Genomic DNA, 19,944 nt, shown 5'->3' with positions numbered 1-19,944 from the left:
AGCCCGGAGCGGGAGGGCTAGCGTCCGGGAGGGTGTCCGGCTGGACGCCGCCACCCCTCCCGACGCGCTGGACGCGGGCCGCCGCCCCGCGGTTCGTCGGCCGCCGGAGGGAGCTCGACTGCCTCGAGGGCCTGTGGGCGGCGGTCCGCGGCGGTGCCCGCCAGGTGGCCTTCCTCGGCGGTGAGCCGGGCGCTGGCAAGTCGCGGTTGCTCGCCGAGTTCTGCGCCGTCCTGCACGAGCGCGGTGCCACGGTGCTGCTGGGCACGTGCGCCGCGGAGCTCGGACCGCCGTACCAGCCGTTCGTCGAGCCGCTGGAGGCGTTGCTGCCCGCGGCCGGCCCCGGCCCCGCGCGCGAGGCGCTGGCCCGGCTCGTGGGGCGGGCCGCGGTCGACGACAGCCCCGAACCGGACACCCGCCGGGAGCTCTACGACGCCGCCGTCGACGCCGTCCGCGGGCTGACCCGCAACGGCCCGGTGGTCCTGGCCCTGGAGGACGTGCACTGGTCCGGCCGCGCCGGGTTGCAGCTGCTCGGCCACCTCGTGGAGCGGACGGCGGAGCTGCCGCTGCTGGTGCTGGCCACGCACCGGACGACGGCGCCGGAGCGCACCGCGGCGCTGACCGGCACCATCGCCCAGCTGTACCGGCTGGACGGCGTCCGGCGGCTGGACCTCGCCGGCCTGGACACCGAGGAGGTCGCCGAGTACCTGGCGCACGAGGCGCGGATGCCGGTGCACCGCGCCCGGGTCGCCGCGGCCCTGCTGCGCGACCGCACCGGGGGCAACCCCTTCCTGCTCCGCGAGCTGCTGCGCGACGCGGCCGCACCCGGTGCGCTGCCCGACCCCGCCGCGTCCGCGCCGCTGTCGGTCCGCGACATGCTGGCCGCGCGGCTGGAGCGGCTCACCGTGCCGGAGCGGCAGACCCTCGAGCTGGCCGCCGTCGTGGGGGAGGAGCCGGATCTCGCCACGCTGCTCGCCGTCGCCGCGTGGAGCGCGGAGAGCACGCTCGCGGCACTGGACACCGCGGTCGCCTTCGGCCTCCTGGAGCCGGCCGGCCCGGCCTTCCGGTTCCCGCACAGCCTCGCCCGGCAGGCGGTGCTCGACCTCATGCCGGCCACCCGCCGGGCCCGCGAGCACCTGCGGGTCGCCGCCGTCCTGGAGGCCTCCGGGACGCCGTCGGACCGCCGCACCCAGCGGCTGGCCCACCACTACGCCCAGGGCGCGGCCCTCGGCGCCGCCGACCGCGCCGTCCGCTACCTGACCGAGGCGGCGGAGGCGGCCTCGCGGAGCCTGGCGCACGAGGACGCCGCGCGGTGGTTCGAGCAGGCGGCGGCGCTGTCGCCGGAGCCGGCGCACCGCCACCGGCTGCTGCTGGCGGCCGCGCGCGGCCACCTGCTCGGCGGGGACTTCGCCCGGGCCCGCGCCCGGTGCGAGGAGGTGGCCGGGACGGCGGGGCCGCGCGACCGGCTGGAGGCGGCCATCGGGTTCGAGGCGGCGTCCTGGCGGCCGGGGCTGCCCGGCCAGCGGGCGGTGGAGTTGCTCACCGAGGCGCTGCGCGGGGTGCCGCACGACCCCGCCGACCCGCTCTACGTCCGGGGGCTGGCCGGGCTGGGCCGGGCACTGGCGTTCACCGGGGCGGCCGGGCAGTCCGGCGAGCTCGGCCGCCGGTCGGTGGCGCTGGCCCGCACGCTGGGGGACGACGCGCTGCTCGCGGCCGTGCTGGAGGCGAGCCTGTGGAACGGGCTGCGGCCGGCCGACGCCCCGGACAAGCTGGCCCGGGCCACCGAGCTCTCCCGGCTGGCCCAGCGCATCGGGGACCTCAGCTCCCTCGGCCCGGCGGGGTTCTGGCGCGCGGCCATCAGCTACCAGCAGGGGGACCCGCAGGGCATGGCGGAGGCGTACTGGGACGTCCTGCGCATGGTGCGGGCGACCGGCGAGCCGTACTTCGAGTACGTGGCCGGGTGCATCGGCTACGCGCGGCAGTTCATCGCCGGCGACTTCACCGGCGCCGAGCGGACCTGCGCGCGGCTGCTGGAGCTCGGGGAGTCCTTCGGCACCGACGACACCGAGGGCTCCTCGGCGGTGCAGACGTTCATGCTGCGGCGGGAGACCGGCGCCCTGGAGCAGGTGCGCCCGCTCATCACCGGCGACGAGCCGCCGGAGGACCACTGGGCGCCGGGCCTGCTCGCCCTCTACACCGAGCTCCGCCTGGACGGGGCGGCGCAGCGGCTGGTGCGCTGGCTGCTCGACGGGCGGCTGGAGCGCTACGAGGACTCCGCGCAGGGCCCGTGCGTCCTCGCCTTCATGGTGGAGGCGGCGCTGCAGCTGGACGACACCGAGGCGCTGCGCGCGCTGCGGCCGCGGGTGGCCGAGTACTCCGGCACCAACCTGGTGGCCGGCCAGTTCGTCGCCGTCTTCGGCAGCGCCGACCGCTACCTCGGGGCGGTGGACTCGGCCCTGGGTGCGGCCTCGGCGGGGTCGCTGCTGGAGTCGGCCCTGGAGATGGACACCCGCACGGGCGCGACGGTGCACCGGGCGCAGAGCCTCGTCGCGCTGGCCACCCACCTGCGGCGGTCCGGGCACCCGGGGCGGCGGGCCGACGAGTTGCTCGGCGAGGCCCGCCGGCTGGCCACCGACCTCCGCCTGGGCCGGCTGCTGCGGGGCCTCCCGCCGGCCGCGGCGTCCCGCCCGGCCCGCCCCGCCCGGCCCGCCGGGCTGACCTCGCGGGAGGCCGAGGTGCTCAGGCTGCTCGGGGAGGGGCTGCTCAACCGGGAGATCTCCGCGCGGCTGGTGATCAGCGAGAACACCGTCGCCAACCACGTCCGGAGCATCCTGGCCAAGACCGGCGCCGGTAACCGCACCCAGGCGGCGATGTACGCCGCCGCGCACGGCCTGCTGGACGGCTCAGACCGGCGCGAGTGACCCGTCCGGCTGCACGGTCGCCGAGACCTCGACGACCACGTCGGCGGGCAGCCCGGCGCGCTCGGCGGCCCGGCGGATCGCGTCGGCCGACGGCGCCTCGTACAGGCAGTAGGTCTTGCGCTTGTCCACCGACAGGAAGGAGTACAGCCAGCGCACGCCCTCGTCGGCGTTGATGCGGTTGACCCCTGCGGCCATGTCGGCGGTGAGCTCGAGGACGTCGGCGTACCGGCGCTCGATCATGAACACGGGCATCGCGGGTCCTCCCCGGAGGGTTGGCGGCCGCGCCGACCGTACCGCCCGGTCCCCCGTGCCCGACAGGTCCGGGTGTCACCCGACCGGCAGCCACTCCGACTCCGCGCGCAGCGGGGGCTTGAGCACCTTGCCGCCCGGGTTGCGGGGCAGCGGGTCGGAGCGCACGGCCAGGTACTGCGGCACCTTGAAGTCGGCCAGCCGCACCCGGGCGAAGGCGAGGAGGTCCGCGGCGGCGAGCTCCCCGCCCGGCCGCGGGACGACGACCGCGCCGACCTTCTCGCCCATCATCGGGTCGGGCACACCCACCACCGCGACCTCGCCGACGGCGGGGTGGGCGGCGAGGACGTTCTCCACCTCGACGCAGTACACGTTCTCCCCGCCGCGGTTGATCATGTCCTTCTTCCGGTCCACGACGTAGGTCAGGCCCAGGTCGTCGATGCGGGCCAGGTCGCCGGTGTGCAGCCACCCGTCGACGAACGTGGCCGCCGTCTGCTCGGGCTTGCGCCAGTAGCCCGCGACCACGTTGGGGCCGCGGACCAGCAGCTCGCCGACGCCGGTGCGCGGGTCGACGTCGGCGAGGTCCAGCTCGACGACCGGGGCGGGGAACCCCACGGAGTCGGCGTGCTCGGCGGCGTACTCGTGCGGCAGGAAGGTGGTGACCGACGAGGTCTCGGTGAGCCCGAAGCCGTTGCCGACGCGGGCGGCGGGGAAGGCCCGCTGGATCCGGTGCACCAGGTCGGGGGCGATCGGCGCCCCGCCGTAGTTGACCGCGCGCACCGAGGAGGTGTCGACGTCGGGGAAGCCGGGCTGCTGCAGCGCGAGCCAGTAGACCGCCGGCACGGAGACCAGGTGGGTCACCCGCTCCTCCTGGACCGCCCGCAGGAACGCGGTCACCTCGAACGCCGGCATGACCACCGTCGTACCGGCGACCGCGGTGGCCACCAGCAGCTGGGAGTTGCAGCCGGTGACGTGGAACAGCGGCACCGAGACCAGCGTCGTCAGCGGCTCCTCGCGGTCGATGGACATGCAGCGCAGGCACGTCTCGACGTTGGACAGGAAGTTGCCGTGGGTGGTCATCGCGCCCTTGGGGAAGCCCGTCGTCCCGCTGGTGTAGAAGATCGCGGCCAGGGTGTCGTGGTCCGCGACCGGGGCCACCACCGGGTCGCCGTCCGGCAGCGGGGCCCCCGGCTCCACCACGAGCGCCGCGCCGGAGTCCTCGACGACGTAGCGCACCTCCGGTCCGGCGAACCGGGTGTTCACCGGGACGGCGACGGCGCCGGCCAGCAGGGTCCCCCAGAACGTCAGGACCCAGTCGACGCCGTTGGGCAGCCGGTTGGCCACCCGGTCGCCGGGGGTGACCCCGGCCGCACGCAGCCCGCCGGCCACGCGGGCCGCCGCCTCCCAGAGCTGCCGGTAGGTGAGGCGGGCACCGCCCGGCTCGCCCACCGCGACGGCGTCGGGGCGTCGCTCGACCGCGCGGCGCAGCAGGGCCGGGACGTCGGCCGGCAGGTCGGTGTAGCGACGCACGCCGTCGGGACCGGTCGCGATGCCGCTGGTGTCGAAGGGGTGGGTCACCGCGACCTCCGCTGCCGTCGTCCGGACGCCGCAGTGTCCCGGCCGCGCCGTCGCGGTGTCCATGCACCGCGCGACGCCGTCAGCGCTGCAGCAGCGCGAACGTCGCCACGGCGTGGGCGAGCGCCTCGCCCTCCTGCTCGACGTCGGCCTCGCAGACGGTGAGGTGCCGGCCGCGCGTGCGCACCCGCGCGGTGACGGTCAGCGGCCCGGGCCGGCCGGGGCGCAGGTACGTGACGGTCAGCTGGCTGGTCGCGGGGACCTCGCCCTCCCCGGTGGTGGTGCGCACCGCCTGGCCCATGGCGGTGTCGACCAGCGTCGCGAGCACGCCGCCGTGCAGGGTGCCGGCCGGGTTGAGGTGCTCGTCGCGGGCCTCGAACCCGATGCGGGCGCTGCCGTCGTCGGCGGTGGTCACCTCCACCCCGAGTCGCTCGGCGAATCCACCCGGCCCCGTGCGCTCTGCCACGTCGTGCGGGCTACCCGCGGCGCTCCGGGCGTGAACCCCGGCGGTCAGGACGGCGTGCGCAGCCGCTCCTGCACGAGCTCGGCACCGCGGACGACGGCCGGGGCGAGCGCGCGGATCGCGTCGACGTCGCGCATCCGGCTGCTCGGCGCGGCCACCCCCAGCCCGGCCAACGGCTGGCCGACCGTGTCCTTGAGCGCCACCGCCACCGCGCAGACCCCGTCGGCGCTCTCCTCCCAGTTGAGCGCGTAGCCCTGCGCCCGGATGGTGGCCAGCTCCGCGCGCAGGCCGGCGAGGTCGGTGAGCGCCGCCGTCGTCGTGGCCGGCGGGAGGGTGCCGTCGGGGTAGCGGCGGTCCAGCTCGGCGTCGGACAGCCCGGCGAGGACCGCCTTGCCCACCGCCGAGGCGTGGGCGGGGCGGACGACGCCGGTGCGGTTGCCGACGCGGACCGACCGCGGGCTCTCGGCGCAGTCCAGGAAGCGCACCGTCGTGCCCTCGAGCAGCGCCAGGCTGACCGTCTCCTGCGTCTCCTCGCGCAGTTGCTCGAGCACCGGGCGGGCCACGCGCCGGATGTCGATCCGGTTCACCGCCGCCAGGCCGATCTCGTACAGGGCCGGGCCCGGCCGGTAGGCGCCGTTGGGGCGGTCCTGCATGACGAACCCGCGCCGGCGCAGGGCGGTGAGCAGCCGGTGCGCCGTCGACCGGGCGACGCCGAGGAGCTCGGCCGCCTCGGCCACGCGCAGGGCCTGGCTCTCGCCCACCAGCTGCAGCAGCCACAGGGCGTTGTCGACCGACGTGGTGGTCGGAGCCTCGGGGAGCGAGGGGCCGGGCGCTTCACGATTCGACATACCGGAACTGTAGAGCGCGTGCTAGGTGGAGCATGGAACCGCTGTCTAGCCTGACCGCCATGACCTGGGAGGTCCTCCGATGACTGCCACCCCCGAGACGCGCACCGACCTCGAGCTGGAGGCGCTGTACCGCGACCTGGCCGCGGTGGACCTCCGCCCGCTGTGGACCATCACCGAGCAGCTGCTCACCCCGACGCCGCAGCCGCGCGCCGTCCCGTGGCTGTGGTCGGCGGCGACGATGAAGCCGCTGGCCCGCCGGGCCATCCGGCTGGTGCCCGTCGAGCGCGGCGGGGAGCGGCGGGTGCTCAGCCTGGCCAACCCGGGCCTGGGCGGCCGGCCGTACGCGGCCGGCACGCTGTGGGGCGCCATCCAGTGCCTCGGCCCGCGGGAGACCGCGCCCGCGCACCGGCACACGCCCGGAGCGGTCCGCTGGGTCCTCGAGGGCGAGGGCGTCTGGACGACGGTCGACGGCGACGCGTGCGACATGCACCCCGGCGACCTGGTGCTCACCCCGTCGTGGAACTGGCACGACCACGTCAACGGCGGCGACTCGGAGATGTTCTGGTTCGACGGCCTGGACCTGCCGATGGTCGAGGCGCTGGACGCCGTCTTCTTCGAGCCCTACCCCGGGCCGGGGGAGAGCCAGCCGCAGCCGGCCGAGCACAACCTCTCCGAGCGGGCGCACCCGCCCGGCACCCGGTACGTCCAGGGCTCGGTCGACGGGGCGCTGACGCCGGCGCCCTCGCCGCTGCTGGTCTACCGCTGGGCCGACACCGCCGCCGAGCTGGACCGGCTGGCCGCCGACTCCGACGAGCCGGTCCTCGCGCTGGAGTACGTCAACCCCACCACCGGGGCCAGCGTGCTGCCGACCCTGGCCTGCTCGGTGCTCCGCGTCCGGGCCGGCGGGCACGGCCGCGCGGTGCGCCGCTCCGGGAACGCCGTCTTCGTGGCCTTCCGGGGCCGCGGCTCGACGGTGATCGACGGGCAGCGCTTCGACTGGGGGCCCGGCGACATGTTCGTCGCGCCGTCCTGGTCGGCGGTCGAGCACCTCGCCGGCGAGGAGAGCGTGCTGTTCGCGCTCACCGACGCCCCGGTGCTGCGCGCGCTGGGCATCTACCGCGAGCAGGTCCTGCCCGGCCCGCAGACGGTCACCGGCACCTTCACCCCCCGCTGAGCACGACACACCCCCCTGACCCTGGAGACCCGTGAAGCTCGCACTGTTCGACGACAACCGGCTCGGCGTGGTGTCCGCCGACGACGCGACCCTGGTCGACGTGACCGGCGCGCTGCCCTGGCCGCACGACCCCGACCCGGTCACGGCCGGCTGGTGGCGGGCGCTGTGCCGCGACTTCGCGACCGTGGCGCCCCGGCTGCGGGAGGCCGCGTCGGCAGGGCGGCCGCGGCCGGTCGGCGAGGTCGTGCTGCGGGCACCGGTGCTCGGGCCCTCCAAGGTGATCGCCGCGGCGAGCAACTACGGCGACCACGTGGCCGAGATGCACGGCGTCCAGGAGCGGACGCTGGGCCGGGTCGAGCACTGGATGATGGAGTTCGACGTCTTCCTCAAGGCGCCGTCGTCGATCGTGGGGCCCGGGGCGGAGATCGTGCTGCCGCCGGACGTGGTCGCCGCCGGGCACGAGGTGCACCACGAGTCGGAGCTGGCCGTCGTCATCGGCCGCGGCGGCAAGGACATCCCGGTCGAGTCCGCGATGGACGCCGTCCTCGGGTTCACCGCCGGCCTCGACATCACCGTGCGCAGCGCCGCGGACCGCTCGCGCCGCAAGAGCTACGACACCTTCAGCCCGCTGGGGCCGGTGCTGGTCACCGCCGACGAGGTCGGGGACGGCTCGGACCTCGACATCCTGCTCACCAGCGGCGGGGAGGTGCGCCAGGCCGTCAACACCCGCGACCTGCTCACGCCGGTGCCGCAGATCGTCGCCTACGCCTCGGCGGTCATGACCCTGCTGCCGGGCGACGTGCTGTTCACCGGCGCGCCGCCGGGAGTGGGCCCCATCACGCCGGGTGAGAAGCTGGAGATGACCATCAGCCGGATCGGCTCGATGGCCGTGACCGTCCGCTGAGCCGCTCCGGCACGGTGGAGGCGCCAGCGTGGAGGAGGAGCGCATGACCAAGCCGGAGACGCTCGACTGGTGGGCCGACGGGGAGCGGCTGTTCGGCACCGCACTCGGCCGGCTCACCGACGAGGAGTTCCAGGCCCCGTCGCTGCTCCCCGGCTGGAACCGCCAGCACCTGCTGGCGCACGTGGCCCGCAACGCCGACGCGCTGTGCAACCTCCTGGCCTGGGCGCGCACGGGCGTCGAGACGCCGATGTACGCCTCCCCGGAGGCCCGCGAGGCGGGCATCGCCGAGGCGGCGGCCCTGTCGCCCGCCGAGCTGCGGGCGGAGGTGCTGGCCGCCACCACGCGGCTGGCCGACGCGGTGCACGCGCTGCCGGACGAGTCCTGGGCGGCGACGGTGCGCACCGCCCAGGGCCGGGAGGTGCCGGCGTCGGAGGTGCCGTGGATGCGCTGCCGGGAGGTGTACGTGCACGCCGTCGACCTCGACGCGGGGGTCGGCTTCGCCGACATCGACGACGAGGTGCAGGCGGCGATGATCGACGACGTCTTCCGCATGTGGGACCGCCGCGACCAGGTGCCCGACGTCGTCGTCTTCGCCGGGGACCGCGAGTGGGGGACCGGCGCGGTGGCCGTCTCCGGCTCGCTGCCCGAGGTGACGGCGTGGCTCACCGGGCGCTCGCGCGGCGACGGGCTCAGCGCGGACGGCGGCATCCCCGCGGTGCCGGCGTGGCTGTGAGCTCGCCCGCCCCGGCCCGGTAGCCCGTGGAGCTGCGGCACCTGCGGTACTTCGTCTCCGTCGCCGAGGAGCTGCACTTCCGGCGGGCCGCGCAGAAGCTGCACATCGTGCAGCCGGCGCTGAGCAAGCAGATCAGCGCCCTCGAGCACGAGCTGGGCGTGCAGCTGCTGGACCGCGACCGCCGCGGGGTGTCCCTCACCGAGGCCGGGCGGGTCTTCCTCGCCGAGGCGGTCGAGGTCCTCGCCCGCGCCGACGGCGCGGTCGACCGGGCCCGCGCCGTCGTCCGCGGTGAGGTCGGCCGGCTGGCCATCGGGTTCATCCAGCCGGCCCTGGCCGACCTGCTGCCGCGGTCGCTGCGGGTGTTCCGGCGGCACCACCCCGGCGTCGTCCTGAGCCTCAGCGAGGCGACCAGCCGGACCGCGCTCGAGGGGGTCACCGACCGGAGCCTGCAGCTGGCGTTCGTCCGGCTGCCCGTGGCGCCCCGTCCCGAGCTGCGCACCGAGGTCGTCAGCGAGGAACCGGTGCTGCTGGTCGTCCCCCGCGGGCACCGGCTGGCCGGGCGCTCCTCGGTGCGGCTGGAGGAGATCGCCGGCGAGGAGGTCATCCTGGTCGGCCGGTCCGTGGAGCCCGGCCTGCACGACTACTACGTCACCGCCTGCAACCGGGCCGGCTTCAGCCCGCGGGTCGCGCACGAGGTGAGCAGCACCTCGATCGCGCTCGGTCTGGTCGCCGGCGGTCTGGGGGTCGCGTTCGCGCCGGCGTCGGCGCGGCTCGCCGCGCAGGTCACCGTGGCCTACGTGCCCCTGGAGGACGGCGACCTCACCCTCACGATGGGCGCCCTGTGGCGGGCCGGTCCGCGCCCGGCCGTCCTCGAGAACTTCCTCGCCCTGCGGCCCTGGGAGGACGGCGACCACCCGCCGGTGGGCTGACACCTCGTCGTCATCGCCGGTGACCGGCGGCGCGACCCCGACCCGCGCGCCGAGTACGCCATCGCTGGTCGGCCCGCTCATTCCCAACAGGAATCAGTGCGACGCGACTGCCTATCACCGCAGCGTCGTGCTCCGCGTCACACGTCCCTAGATTCGCCTGCGGAACGGAGTCGGCGACGGAGGAGCAGGCGATGACGACGGTGCGGGAGCAACCGGTGTCCACCGGGAGGACGCCGTCCGACGTCCTCCGTGCGGCCGAGGGGCTGTACGAGCTGGTCGACGGCCACGGCGACGAGAACGACCGCACGGGACGCATCGCCGAGCCGGTGGTCGAGGCGCTGTACGACATCGGTGCGATCGGCGTCTTCACCCCGCGCGCGCTCGGGGGTGCCGAGATGACCCCCCGGCAGGCGATGGACCTCTTCCGCACCCTCTCCTACGCCGACCCCTCGACCGGCTGGGTCACGATGGCCATGGGCCTGGCAACCGGCCTGGCCGGGGCGTTCTTCGGGGAGGACGCCGCCCGGGAGCTGTTCGCCACGCCGCGGCTGGGCATCGCCGGCCAGGGGACCAGGCCCGGCCGCGCCGTCCCGGTGGACGGCGGGCACCGGATCAGCGGCGAGTGGTCCTTCGCCTCCGGCATCAAGCACTGCACCCACCTGCACACCGCCGCGCAGGACACCGGGACCGGCGAGACGCGGTTCTTCATCGTGCCCCTCGAGCAGGTGACCCTCATCGACAACTGGGACGTCCTCGGCCTGCGCGGCACCGGGAGCATCGACTACACGCTCGAGGACTGCTTCGTCCCCCTCGAGTACAGCTACCCCTCCCTGAGCACCGAGCCGGTCACCGGTGGCGACCTGTACCGCATCGGCATCGGCAACTTCGCGAGCATCAACCACGGGGGCTGGGTGCTCGGCGTCGGACGCCGGGTGCTCGACGAGCTGGCCGCCGTCGTCCGCGCCAAGGCCGGTCGCCCCGGGGCGCTGACCGACACCGTCGCCTTCGCCGAGCACTTCGCGAAGGCCGAGGTGCGGCTGCGCGCCGCCAAGGCCCTCCTCTACGAGGTGTGGGAGGAGATCGAGGCGGCGCTGGCCCGGGGCGGGGAGATCCCGCTGCGGTTGCACACGCTCAACCGGGTGGCGCTGCACAACGCGACGTTCTCGGTCGCGGAGATCGCCCAGTTCGCCTACACCTCCGCCGGCACCGACGCGCTGCGCAGGGGCACGGTGCAGCGGCTCTTCCGCGACGTGCACGGCGGCACCCAGCACGTGTCGTCCTCGCCGCTGATCATGCAGTCCGCCGGCCGCGAGCTGGCCGGGCTGGAGGAGGGCAAGCGCTGGGTGCACTTCTCGCTGAAGTGAGCTGAGTTCGACCTTGCGGAACTTCCTCCACGTCGATTGTCGTGGACGGAACCGTGACGTACGTTACAGCGCGCCGTCCGCCAGGCCGGCGTCCCGAACGACCTCCAAGGAGACCGGATGAAGTCCTCGAGAGCCGCCTGGGCGCTGGTGACCGCCACCGTCCTCATGGCCAGTGCCGCCTGCGGTGGGTCCGACGACGAGGGCTCGAGCGACGCGGCCGGCGCCACGGGCGGCGGGGACGGCGGCGGTCTGACGACGCTCACCATGGCCGAGACCCCCGGCAGCCCGTTCGCCTTCGTGAGCTACGGCGTCCAGCGCGGGCACTTCGAGGACGAGGGCATCGACCTGCAGCCGCGGGTCAACCCCGGCGGTGGCACCTCGACCGTCCCGGCCCTGCTGCAGGGCGACATGGACGTCCTGGGTCTGGACCTGGTCTCCACGCTGACCAGCATCGGGGCCGACCTGCCGATCAAGATGGTCGCCGCCGGCAGTGCCACCTCCGAGGAGGCCGAGGGCGACTTCGCCGCCGTCCTGGTGCGCGCCGACAGCCCGATCCAGGGCCCGGAGGACTTCGACGGCATCCGGATGGGGGTCAACGCGCTCCGCAACGTCAACGACCTGGCGATCGGCAGCATGCTGGAGGAGCAGGGGCTCGCGCCCGACGCGATCAGCCCGGTCGAGCTGCCCTTCCCGGACATCCTGGCCGCCGTCTCCCGCGGCGACGTCGACGCCGGCATCGTCATCGAGCCGTTCGCGACCATCGGCCAGAACCAGGGGATGCGCGTCGTCGCCCGGCCGTGGCACGCGATCGACCCGGGCCTGCAGATCGGCACCATGGTGATGACCGACGAGACCATCGCCCGGGTGGGCGACGACGTCGTGGCGGCCTTCGGCCGTGCGGTGCAGGCGACGGCCGAGGACATCCAGCAGGACCCGGACTCCTTCCGTGCGGCCCTGCCCGAGCTGGTCGACCTCGACCCGGCGCTGGCGCAGTCGATCAACCTCATCCAGTGGCGCGGGCAGAACGACCCCGAGTCGATCGAGCTGACCGGCGAGCTGATGACCCGCTACGGGCTGCTGGACGCGGAGATCGACTACGACGAGGTCATCCTCGACGACTGACCGGCGGCGTCCCCGGTGCGCCGACGGTGCCGCACCGGGGACGCCGTCCCCCGACGGGAGGAACCCATGACCACGGTGTCCGGCCTGCCCACCGGCGGCCCGCAGCTGGTCGACGTCCGGGCCGAGGACGGCGAGTCGCTCCAGGGTCTGCTGTACCCGCCGCCGGCCCGCCCGGAGGCCGCGCTGCTGCACGTGCACGGCAAGGGCGGCAACTTCTACTCCGGTCCGCCCCGCACCCTCCCGCCGCTGGTCGCGCCGGACCGCTTCGTGCACCTCGCGCTCAACCTGCGCTGCCACGACCTCGGCTACAGCCGGCTCGGGGACGCCGCCGGCATCGCCACCGGCGCCGAGGCCGCGTACGGCGGCATGTGGGAGCGGCTCGACGACGGACCGCTGGACCTCCGGGCCGGGGTGGGCTGGCTGCAGGAGCGGACCGGCCTGCCGGTGTTCGTCGTCGGCCACTCCGCCGGGGGGTACTTCCTCGGCGACTGGGCCCCCGGGCCGGAGGTGGCGGGGCGGGTCTTCCTCTCCCCGCTGACCTCCGTGCGCTTCCCGCTGTCGGCGTGGTTCGCCGACGACGCGGCCCTGGAGTCGGCCCGGGCCCGCGCGCAGGACCTCGTCGACCGCGGCCGGGGCCACCTGCTCATCCCCGTCCCCGCCTGGTACTTCGCCATCTCGGCGGCCTCCTTCCTCGAGCGCCTCGCCGAGCGCCCGGACCGCTGGCTGGACGGCTGCAACGCCTCGGCGTCCCCCCTGCTGCTCGCCTGGGGCGGCGCGGAGACGCGGGCCGAGGCGTGGCGCGCGCTGTACGGGCGGATGACGGTCGCCGACCGGCGGTGCGTCGAGCTGCCCGGGGCCGGCCACGAGTACGGCGGCGCCGAGGCCGCGCTCGCGGGGGAGATCGCCCGCTTCGTCGCCGACCACCGCTGAGCCCCCGTCTCCTGGGCCGCGTGATAACTGAACGTCGCGGTTTCATAGACTGTCGGGGCACCGCGGGGGGACCCGGTGTCACGGGGGGCCCGGGCCTCCCCGCGGGGCTCCAGCGGCGCCCGCCTCAGGGCAACCGGGCCAGCAGTGCCCGCGCGAACGCCTCGGCGGCCGGGTCCACCTGGCCGGTGGCCGCCGCCCGCAGCCAGGTGGCCAGCGGAGCGGCCAGCGCCGGTGACACCGCGGCGATCCAGGGCCCCGTCCCGGCCCGCGCCTCCGCCACGTGCTCGGTCCGCCCGCCCGGCAGGTGGGCGACCACCTCCGGCCGGCTGGCCAGCAGACCACCGGCCCGCCAGTCGCCGGGCGTGCTGCGGGCGGCGAGCTGCTCGAGCCGTGCGGCCGCCGTCCGGAGCAGCTCGTCGGGGTCCACGGGGGCATGCTGCCCGACCGCGGCCCACGGTGCCCGACCGCGCCGGGGTTGGGCCGGCCGTGCGGACGGGTAGCGCGTACCGGTCACCCCGTCCTGTCCCTGCGTCGCGGAGCCGCCCGTGGACCCGTCCGACTCGCCCGTGCCCGAGCTGCAGACCATGCCGCTGGGTCTCTACGACGTGGTGCAGCTGGCCATCCTGGGCGCCGGCTTCGCGCTGTTCGCCTACTTCCTGTACTCCTGGATCAGCCGGGACGAGGTCTCCGCGCGCTACCGGCCGTCGTCGTACGCCGCCGTCTGCCTCGCCGCCGTGGCGACGGTGGCCTACTTGGTCCTCTACCTCGACTGGGACGGCGGGTTCCGGCTCGAGGATGGCGTGTACGTGCCCAACGAGGAGGCGCGGACGACCGAGGGCACCCGCTACATCGACTGGTCGGTCACCGTGCCGCTGCTGACCGTCGAGCTGCTCGCCGTCTGCTCCATCGCCGGCGCGGCCGCCCGCCGGCTGCGCTTCAGCACCATGGCTGCGGCCTTCCTCATGATCGTCACCGGGTACATCGGGGCGCAGGTCGTCGACCAGGGCCGCGACACCCTCGCCCTCGTCGTGTGGGGCCTGGTGAGCACCGTCTTCTTCGCCTACCTGTACGTCGCGCTCATCGGCGCGGTGCGCCGCTCGCTGCCGACGATGGGCGCGGAGGCGGCGGCGAGCCTGCGCAACGCGACGATCGTGCTGCTGAGCAGCTTCGGCATCTACCCGCTGGTCTACGCGGTCCCCGTCTTCGTCGACGTCACCCCGGCCTGGTTCACCACCATGCAGGTCGGCTACTCGGCGGCCGACGTCGTGGCCAAGATCGGCTTCGGCGTGCTGGTGCACAAGGTGGCCAAGCTGCGCACCGCCGAGGACGTGGCCGCGGGCGTCGACACCCACCCCGAGCCGGTGTGGTCCAGCAACGTGCACAAGAGCGACGGCGTGCTGGCCGAGCTGGGCCGGGTGTCGCCGGCCGTGCTCGACCGGCTGCGCGGGGACCGTGGCCACGTCCCGGACCGGGACGGCGCCGCCCGGCCGCGGGGGGCCTGACCGGCCGTGGCCGGCCGGACGGCGGTCGGCCCGTCGTCACCACTGGGGACGGCGACCGTCGTGTCGCTCGGCGCCGCACTCCTCGGGCTGGCCGTCGAGCTCGTCGTGCCCGGCGGGTGGGGCTCCGGAGCAGAGGCGGTCCTGGTCGCCGGCCTGCTCCTGGGCCTGCCCCACGGCGCGGTCGACCACGTGCTCCTCGGCGCCCGTGCGGGCCGGTCGCCGGGCCGGCAGGCGGCCGTCGCCGGCGGGTACGCCGCGCTCGCCGCCGCGAGCTGGCTGCTCTTCCGCGCGTTCCCCGGCCCGGGCCTGGCCGTCTTCGTGGCCGTCTCGGTCTGGCACTTCGGCAGTGGGGAGACCGCGGTCGCCGACCTGCGCGCCGGGGGCCCGGTACGGCGGCGGGTGCCGGCGGCGGTGGTCCTCGGCTCGGTCGTCCTGCTCGTCCCGCTGGCCCGCCCGTCCCCGGAGGCGGCGGAGGTCGTCGCGGCGGTGCTCCCCGGCCACCCCGAGGGAGTGCCACTGCTGCCGCCGGCCGTCGTGCCCGTGGTCGTCGCCGCCGCGGTGGTGCTCGGTGCCGCGCTCCTGCTCCGGCGACGACGGCTGGAGGCGCTGGAGGTCGCCGTGCTGCTGGCGGTGGGCCTGCTGCTGCCGCCTCCGGCCGCGCTGGGGCTCTGGTTCGGCACCTGGCACGCCGTGCGGCACGTGGCCCGGGTGGTCGCCGAGGACCCCGGTGCCGAGCCGGCTGCCGCGCTGCGCCGCTTCCTGCGGGCGTCCGCCCTGCCGACGGCGGTCGCCCTGGGGGCGCTCGTGGTGCTCTGGCAGACGACGGACGGCGGTCGGGGTCTCGTCGTCGCCCTGCTGCCGGTGCTCGCCGCCCTGACCGTGCCGCACGCCCTGGTCGTCTCCTGGCTCGACCGGGAGCAGGGCAGCGCGGGCCGTCAGGCGGCGGGACGGCGCATCGGCACGTGCGGGATGCCGTCCTCGACGTAGCCCGGACCGCTGCGGCGGAAGCCGAACCGCTCGTACCAGCCCTCGAGGTGGGCCTGCGCGCCGAGGGTGATCGGGTAGCCCGCGCACAGGTCGATGCCGGCGCGGACGAGGTCGGCGGCCAGCCCGCGCCCGCGGTGCGTCGCCGCGGTGGCGACCCGCCCGATCGCGCGGGTGTCGCCGTCGTCCAGCACCCGGATGGTCGCCGCGACCGTGCCGTCGTCGTCGAACCACAGGTGCACGGTGGCCGGCTCGACGTCCCGGCCGTCGAGTTCGGGATAGGGGCACTGCTGCTCCACCACGAAGACGTCGACCCGCAGCCGGCACAGCGCGTAGACGTCGAAGGGGCTCAGCTCGGCGAAGCGGGCGGTGCGCATCGCCAGGGTGGGTCCGGAGGGCACGGGACCAGTTGTAGCCGACGCCGCGACGGCGGTCCGTGGTACACCTTCCGGTCAGGTATGGCTTGCCTATCTTCTGGAGGTCCGCACGTGATCAGGCCGGGGCGGGCAACCGCGACCGCACTCACCGCTCTCACCGCCGCCGGGGCGCTCGCCGGGTGTGGTTCCGACGCCGCCGGGGACACCCCGACCCTGACGGTCTACAGCGCGCAGCACGAGAGCCTGGTCCGCACCATGCTCGAGGACTTCACCGCCGAGACCGGCATCGAGCTGGAGTTCCGCGACGCGAACGACGCCGAGCTGGCCAACCAGATCGTGCAGGAGGGGGAGGCGTCGCCGGCCGACGTCTTCCTCACCGAGAACAGCCCCTCGATCGACATCCTCGACGACGAGGGGCTGCTCGCGCCGCTGGACCAGGCCACCCTCGACCAGGTGGGGGAGCAGTACCGGCCCTCGTCGGGCCACTGGACCGGCTTCGCCGCCCGCTCCACCGTGCTCGTCCACAACCCCGCCGTCCTCCCCGAGGCGGAGCTGCCGGCGTCGATCATGGAGCTGGCCGACCCGGAGTGGGAGGGCCGCATCGGCATCGCCGCCGGTGGCCCGGACTTCCAGGCGATCGTCAGCGCCGTCCTCGCCCTGCGCGGGGAGGACGCCGCCCGCGCCTGGCTGGAGGGCCTGGAGCGCAACGCCGACGTCTACCAGAGCAACACCGCGGTCATGCGCGCCGCCGACGAGGGCGAGATCGACGCCGGCGTCATGTACCACTACTACTGGTACCGCGACCAGGCCGAGAACGCCCTGCAGGGCGACGACGCGCGGCTGCACTACTTCCGCAACCAGGACCCGGGCGCCTTCGTCAGTGTCTCCGGTGCCGGCGTGCTGGCCTCGACCGACCAGCCGGAGGAGGCCCAGCAGCTGGTCGCGTTCCTGACCAGCCCCGCGGCGCAGGAGCGGCTGGCCGAGAGCACCGCGCTCGAGTACGCCGTCGGCACCGGCGTCGCCTCCGCCGAGGTGCTGCCCCCGCTGGAGGAGCTGCAGGCGCCCGACCTCGACCCCGGGTCGCTCGACCAGCGCCGGGTCACCGAGCTGATGCAGGAGGTGGGGCTGCTCTGAGCGCGCCCGCGTCGCCGGCCACCCGGCCCGGGACGCCGTCCGCCCGGCCGGGGACGCCGGAGCGCCCGGCGCCCCGCGGCCCGGTCCGCGCGCGCCCCCGGCTGCACCGCACGCCGGTCACGCTGCTGCTCGCCGCGGCCGTGGCCGCGCTCGCGCTGCTGCCGCTGGGCTACATCGTCGCCTCGACCGTCGACGTCGGCTGGAGCGGCATCCGGGAGCTGGTGTTCCGGCCGCGGGTCGGCGAGCTGCTGTGGAACACCGCCCGCCTGGTCGGCGGCACCGTGCTGCTGTGCGCCGTTCTCGGGGTCGGCGCGGCCTGGCTGGTGGAGCGGACCGCCCTGCCGGGACGGCGGGCCTGGCACGTGCTGCTGGTCGCGCCGCTGGCCGTGCCGGCGTTCGTCAACAGCTACGCGTGGATCTCGCTGCTGCCGGGGCTGGACACCTACGCCGGTGCGCTGCTGGTCGTGACGCTGTCCTACTTCCCGTTCGTCTACCTGCCGGTGGTCGCCGCCTTCCGCGGGCTAGACCCGGCCCTGGAGGAGACCGCCCGCGGCCTGGGCCTGTCCGGCTGGGCGGTGTTCCGGCGGGTGCAGCTGCCGCAGCTGCGGGTGGCCCTGCTCGGTGGCAGCCTGCTGGTCGCGCTGCACGTGCTCGCGGAGTTCGGCGCGCTGCAGATGCTCCGCTACGCCACCTTCACCACCGCCATCTACGACCAGTACCGGGCCACCTTCAACGGGCCGGGCGCGACGATGCTGGCCGGCGTCCTCGTGCTGCTGTGCCTGGCGCTGCTGCTGGCCGAGGTGCGGCTGCGCGGCCGGCACGGCTACGCCCGCACCGGCGCGGGGGTGGCCCGCCCCGGCCGGCCGGTCCGGCTGGGGGCGCTCGCCGTCCCCTCGCTGCTGGGGCTCGCGGCGCTCGTCGGCCTGTCCCTGGCCGTGCCGCTGGTCAGCCTGGGCACCTGGCTGGTCCGCGGCTCGTCGACCGACCTCGACCTCGCCTCCCTCGCCACGACCACCGGCTCGACGCTCGGGCTGGCCGCCGCGGCCGCCGCCGTCACCACCGCGATGGCGCTGCCGACCGGCTGGCTGGCGGTCCGCGCGCGCGGCCGGGTGACCACCCTGCTGGAGCGCAGCACCTACCTGGGCAGCTCCGTGCCGGCGATCGTCATCGCGCTGGCCCTGGTCACCCTCGCCATCGACGTGACGCCGTGGATCTACCAGACCGTGCCGGTGCTGCTGGCCGCCTACGCGATCCTCTTCCTGCCGCGGGCGATCGTCACCGTGCGGGCCGCGGTGGAGCAGTCGCCCCGGCTCTACGACGACGTCGCCGCCTCCCTCGGCTGCTCCGCCCCGGACCGGCTGCGCCGGGTGACCCTCCCGCTGCTCGCCCCCGGCATCGGCGCCGGCGCCGCGCTGGTCTTCCTCGCCGTCGTCACCGAGCTGACCGCCACCCTGCTGCTCGCGCCCACCGGGACGACGACGCTGGCGACGGCGTTCTGGTCGGCCGGCAGCGCCCTGGAGTACGGGGCGGCCGCGCCCTACGCCGTGGTCATGGTGCTGCTGTCGGCGCCGGCCACCGTCCTGCTGTCCCGCGATGCCCGGAGAGGTCTGACGACCTGATGCCCGACGAGGAACCGACCGCATGAGCTCGCTGACCGTCACCGGCGTGACCAGGTCCTACGGCCCGACCCCGGTGCTCACCGGGGTGGACCTGCACGTCCCCGAGGGCGGACTCACCGCCCTGCTGGGCCCCTCGGGTTGCGGGAAGACGACGCTGCTGCGGCTGATCGCCGGCTTCGACGACCCCGACAGCGGCACGATCGAGCTCGGCGGCCGGCTGGTCGCGGGGCCGGGCCGCAGCGTGGCCGCCCGCCGTCGGCACATCGGGTTCGTCCCGCAGGAGGGCGGGTTGTTCCCGCACCTGAGCGTCGCGGGCAACGTCGCCTTCGGGCTGCCCCGGCGGCAGCGGCGGGACACCGGCCGGGTGGCGGAGCTGCTGGCGCTCGTCGGTCTGGACCCCGCGCTCGCGCAGCGCTCGCCGCACCAGCTCTCCGGCGGCCAGCAGCAGCGGGTGGCGCTGGCCCGCGCGCTGGCGCCCGAGCCGTCCCTGGTGCTGCTCGACGAGCCGTTCTCCTCCCTCGACGCGTCGCTGCGGGAGGAGACCCGGCAGGCGGTGGCCGAGGCGCTCGCCGCCTCCGGGGCGACCGCGGTGCTGGTCACCCACGACCAGGCCGAGGCGCTGTCGATGGCCGACGAGGTGGCGGTCCTGCGCGGTGGCCGGCTGGTGCAGCTGGCCGATCCGCGCACGCTGTACCGCAGCCCGCGCGACCTGGACGTCGCGACGTTCGTGGGGGAGTCCGTCGTCCTCGACGCCGAGGTCCGCGGTGGGCACGCGCACTCGGCTCTCGGCGTCCTGCCGCTGGAGAGTGCCTGCCCGGACGGGCCCGTGCGGGTCCTGCTGCGGCCGGAGCAGCTGCGGCTGGGGGCGCCCGCAGCGGGCGGCCCGACGGCGCGGGTGCGCGGCGTGGACTTCTTCGGTCACGACGCCCGGGTGCGGCTCGAGCTGCACTCGGGGCCCGCGTTCAGCGCCCGGCTGGAGGGGTGGGACCTGCCCTCGGCGGGGGAGGACGTCTCGGTGCACGTCGTCGGCACCGCGCTGCCGTTCGCGGTGGACGGGGCCGCGCCGGTGCCGCCGGTCGAGCGGCGCGCCGGCGGGCTTAGGCAAACCGTTTAGGTTTG

The 19,944-nt window shown here is 75.6% G+C and carries 19 protein-coding genes; 13 read left to right on the top strand and 6 right to left on the bottom strand.

The features are described 5' to 3' along the window. The first annotated feature begins 32 nt into the window (after positions 1–32). On the top strand, positions 33–2,918 hold the full coding sequence (locus ACI78V_RS19605; protein ID WP_456853795.1) for a helix-turn-helix transcriptional regulator: 2,886 nt from the start codon (positions 33–35) through the stop codon (positions 2,916–2,918). Here ACI78V_RS19605 and ACI78V_RS19600 read toward each other — a convergent pair. From ACI78V_RS19600 to ACI78V_RS19585, 4 genes are all read right to left on the bottom strand, one after another. Then, entirely contained in the window at positions 2,901–3,170 is a 270-nt protein-coding gene (locus ACI78V_RS19600; RefSeq protein WP_456853793.1) for a DUF4242 domain-containing protein, read from the bottom strand. The two genes, ACI78V_RS19605 and ACI78V_RS19600, sit on opposite strands and share 18 nt — an antisense overlap. A 75-nt stretch (positions 3,171–3,245) precedes the next feature. After that, positions 3,246–4,745 carry a class I adenylate-forming enzyme family protein gene (locus ACI78V_RS19595; RefSeq protein WP_456853791.1) on the bottom strand — a complete coding sequence of 500 codons (1,500 nt, stop codon included), beginning with the start codon at positions 4,743–4,745 and terminating at the stop codon, positions 3,246–3,248. A gap of 79 nt (positions 4,746–4,824) precedes the next feature. Continuing rightward, complete coding sequence (locus tag ACI78V_RS19590; RefSeq protein WP_456853789.1) at positions 4,825–5,208, bottom strand: PaaI family thioesterase; 384 nt, start codon at positions 5,206–5,208, stop codon at positions 4,825–4,827. Positions 5,209–5,252: 44 nt separating this feature from the next. Continuing rightward, positions 5,253–6,053 carry an IclR family transcriptional regulator gene (locus ACI78V_RS19585; protein WP_456853786.1) on the bottom strand — a complete coding sequence of 267 codons (801 nt, stop codon included), beginning with the start codon at positions 6,051–6,053 and terminating at the stop codon, positions 5,253–5,255. Between the two features lie 79 nt (positions 6,054–6,132). Here ACI78V_RS19585 and ACI78V_RS19580 point away from each other — a divergent pair, with 79 nt between their 5' ends. The 7 genes from ACI78V_RS19580 (at position 6,133) to ACI78V_RS19550 (ending at position 13,209) form a co-directional block, all read left to right on the top strand. Further along, positions 6,133–7,227 (top strand): cupin domain-containing protein, encoded by a 1,095-nt coding sequence (locus tag ACI78V_RS19580; protein WP_456853784.1) that lies wholly within the window; start codon positions 6,133–6,135, stop codon positions 7,225–7,227. Positions 7,228–7,258: 31 nt separating this feature from the next. Further along, a complete protein-coding gene (locus ACI78V_RS19575) occupies positions 7,259–8,131 on the top strand; it encodes a fumarylacetoacetate hydrolase family protein (protein ID WP_456853782.1) in 873 nt (290 codons plus the stop codon). 43 nt (positions 8,132–8,174) lie between these two features. Beyond that, entirely contained in the window at positions 8,175–8,864 is a 690-nt protein-coding gene (locus ACI78V_RS19570; protein WP_456853780.1) for a maleylpyruvate isomerase family mycothiol-dependent enzyme, read from the top strand. A gap of 26 nt (positions 8,865–8,890) precedes the next feature. Further along, the gene (locus tag ACI78V_RS19565) at positions 8,891–9,793 is read left to right on the top strand and encodes a LysR substrate-binding domain-containing protein (RefSeq protein ID WP_456853778.1); all 903 of its coding nucleotides are present in this window, start codon (positions 8,891–8,893) and stop codon (positions 9,791–9,793) included. A 191-nt stretch (positions 9,794–9,984) separates the two neighbouring features. Beyond that, positions 9,985–11,157 (top strand): acyl-CoA dehydrogenase family protein, encoded by a 1,173-nt coding sequence (locus ACI78V_RS19560; RefSeq protein ID WP_456853776.1) that lies wholly within the window; start codon positions 9,985–9,987, stop codon positions 11,155–11,157. Between the two features lie 117 nt (positions 11,158–11,274). Continuing rightward, positions 11,275–12,279: an ABC transporter substrate-binding protein gene (locus ACI78V_RS19555; protein ID WP_456853774.1), complete on the top strand. Its 1,005-nt coding sequence runs from the start codon at positions 11,275–11,277 to the stop codon at positions 12,277–12,279. A 66-nt stretch (positions 12,280–12,345) separates the two neighbouring features. Continuing rightward, positions 12,346–13,209, top strand: a complete 864-nt coding sequence (locus ACI78V_RS19550; RefSeq protein WP_456853772.1) for an alpha/beta hydrolase — start codon at positions 12,346–12,348, stop codon at positions 13,207–13,209. 124 nt (positions 13,210–13,333) lie between these two features. Here the strand turns inward: ACI78V_RS19550 and ACI78V_RS19545 are convergent, their stop codons facing one another. After that, positions 13,334–13,636 carry a hypothetical protein gene (locus ACI78V_RS19545; protein WP_456853771.1) on the bottom strand — a complete coding sequence of 101 codons (303 nt, stop codon included), beginning with the start codon at positions 13,634–13,636 and terminating at the stop codon, positions 13,334–13,336. Positions 13,637–13,754: 118 nt separating this feature from the next. Here ACI78V_RS19545 and ACI78V_RS19540 point away from each other — a divergent pair, with 118 nt between their 5' ends. Further along, positions 13,755–14,711: a bacteriorhodopsin gene (locus ACI78V_RS19540; RefSeq protein ID WP_456853769.1), complete on the top strand. Its 957-nt coding sequence runs from the start codon at positions 13,755–13,757 to the stop codon at positions 14,709–14,711. Between the two features lie 6 nt (positions 14,712–14,717). Continuing rightward, entirely contained in the window at positions 14,718–15,698 is a 981-nt protein-coding gene (locus tag ACI78V_RS19535) for a beta-carotene 15,15'-dioxygenase, Brp/Blh family (protein ID WP_456853767.1), read from the top strand. Here the strand turns inward: ACI78V_RS19535 and ACI78V_RS19530 are convergent. Continuing rightward, entirely contained in the window at positions 15,647–16,096 is a 450-nt protein-coding gene (locus ACI78V_RS19530) for a GNAT family N-acetyltransferase (RefSeq protein ID WP_456853765.1), read from the bottom strand. The two genes, ACI78V_RS19535 and ACI78V_RS19530, sit on opposite strands and share 52 nt — an antisense overlap. Before the next feature lie 87 nt (positions 16,097–16,183). On the opposite strand from ACI78V_RS19530, the gene ACI78V_RS19525 reads away from it, so the two are divergent. From ACI78V_RS19525 to ACI78V_RS19515, 3 genes are all read left to right on the top strand, one after another. Beyond that, positions 16,184–17,206: an iron ABC transporter substrate-binding protein gene (locus ACI78V_RS19525; RefSeq protein WP_456853763.1), complete on the top strand. Its 1,023-nt coding sequence runs from the start codon at positions 16,184–16,186 to the stop codon at positions 17,204–17,206. Between the two features lie 140 nt (positions 17,207–17,346). Then, on the top strand, positions 17,347–18,825 hold the full coding sequence (locus ACI78V_RS19520; protein ID WP_456853761.1) for an ABC transporter permease: 1,479 nt from the start codon (positions 17,347–17,349) through the stop codon (positions 18,823–18,825). Positions 18,826–18,847: 22 nt separating this feature from the next. Beyond that, positions 18,848–19,939: an ABC transporter ATP-binding protein gene (locus tag ACI78V_RS19515; RefSeq protein WP_456853759.1), complete on the top strand. Its 1,092-nt coding sequence runs from the start codon at positions 18,848–18,850 to the stop codon at positions 19,937–19,939. The last annotated feature ends 5 nt before the right edge of the window (positions 19,940–19,944 follow it).

Source organism: Geodermatophilus sp. SYSU D00742 (genome assembly GCF_054049935.1).
Note: the sequence above shows the minus strand (reverse complement) of the source record. Positions and strands in the feature narration are given on the sequence as shown.

Excerpts from the sequence above, each read along its gene's own strand:
- ACI78V_RS19600 (WP_456853793.1), bottom strand. The coding sequence starts at position 3,170 with ATGCCCGTGTTCATGATCGAGCGCCGGTACGCCGACGTCCTCGAGCTC.
- ACI78V_RS19585 (WP_456853786.1), bottom strand. The coding sequence starts at position 6,053 with ATGTCGAATCGTGAAGCGCCCGGCCCCTCGCTCCCCGAGGCTCCGACC.
- ACI78V_RS19580 (WP_456853784.1), top strand. The coding sequence starts at position 6,133 with ATGACTGCCACCCCCGAGACGCGCACCGACCTCGAGCTGGAGGCGCTG.
- ACI78V_RS19570 (WP_456853780.1), top strand. The coding sequence starts at position 8,175 with ATGACCAAGCCGGAGACGCTCGACTGGTGGGCCGACGGGGAGCGGCTG.
- ACI78V_RS19560 (WP_456853776.1), top strand. The coding sequence starts at position 9,985 with ATGACGACGGTGCGGGAGCAACCGGTGTCCACCGGGAGGACGCCGTCC.
- ACI78V_RS19555 (WP_456853774.1), top strand. The coding sequence starts at position 11,275 with ATGAAGTCCTCGAGAGCCGCCTGGGCGCTGGTGACCGCCACCGTCCTC.
- ACI78V_RS19550 (WP_456853772.1), top strand. The coding sequence starts at position 12,346 with ATGACCACGGTGTCCGGCCTGCCCACCGGCGGCCCGCAGCTGGTCGAC.
- ACI78V_RS19515 (WP_456853759.1), top strand. The coding sequence starts at position 18,848 with ATGAGCTCGCTGACCGTCACCGGCGTGACCAGGTCCTACGGCCCGACC.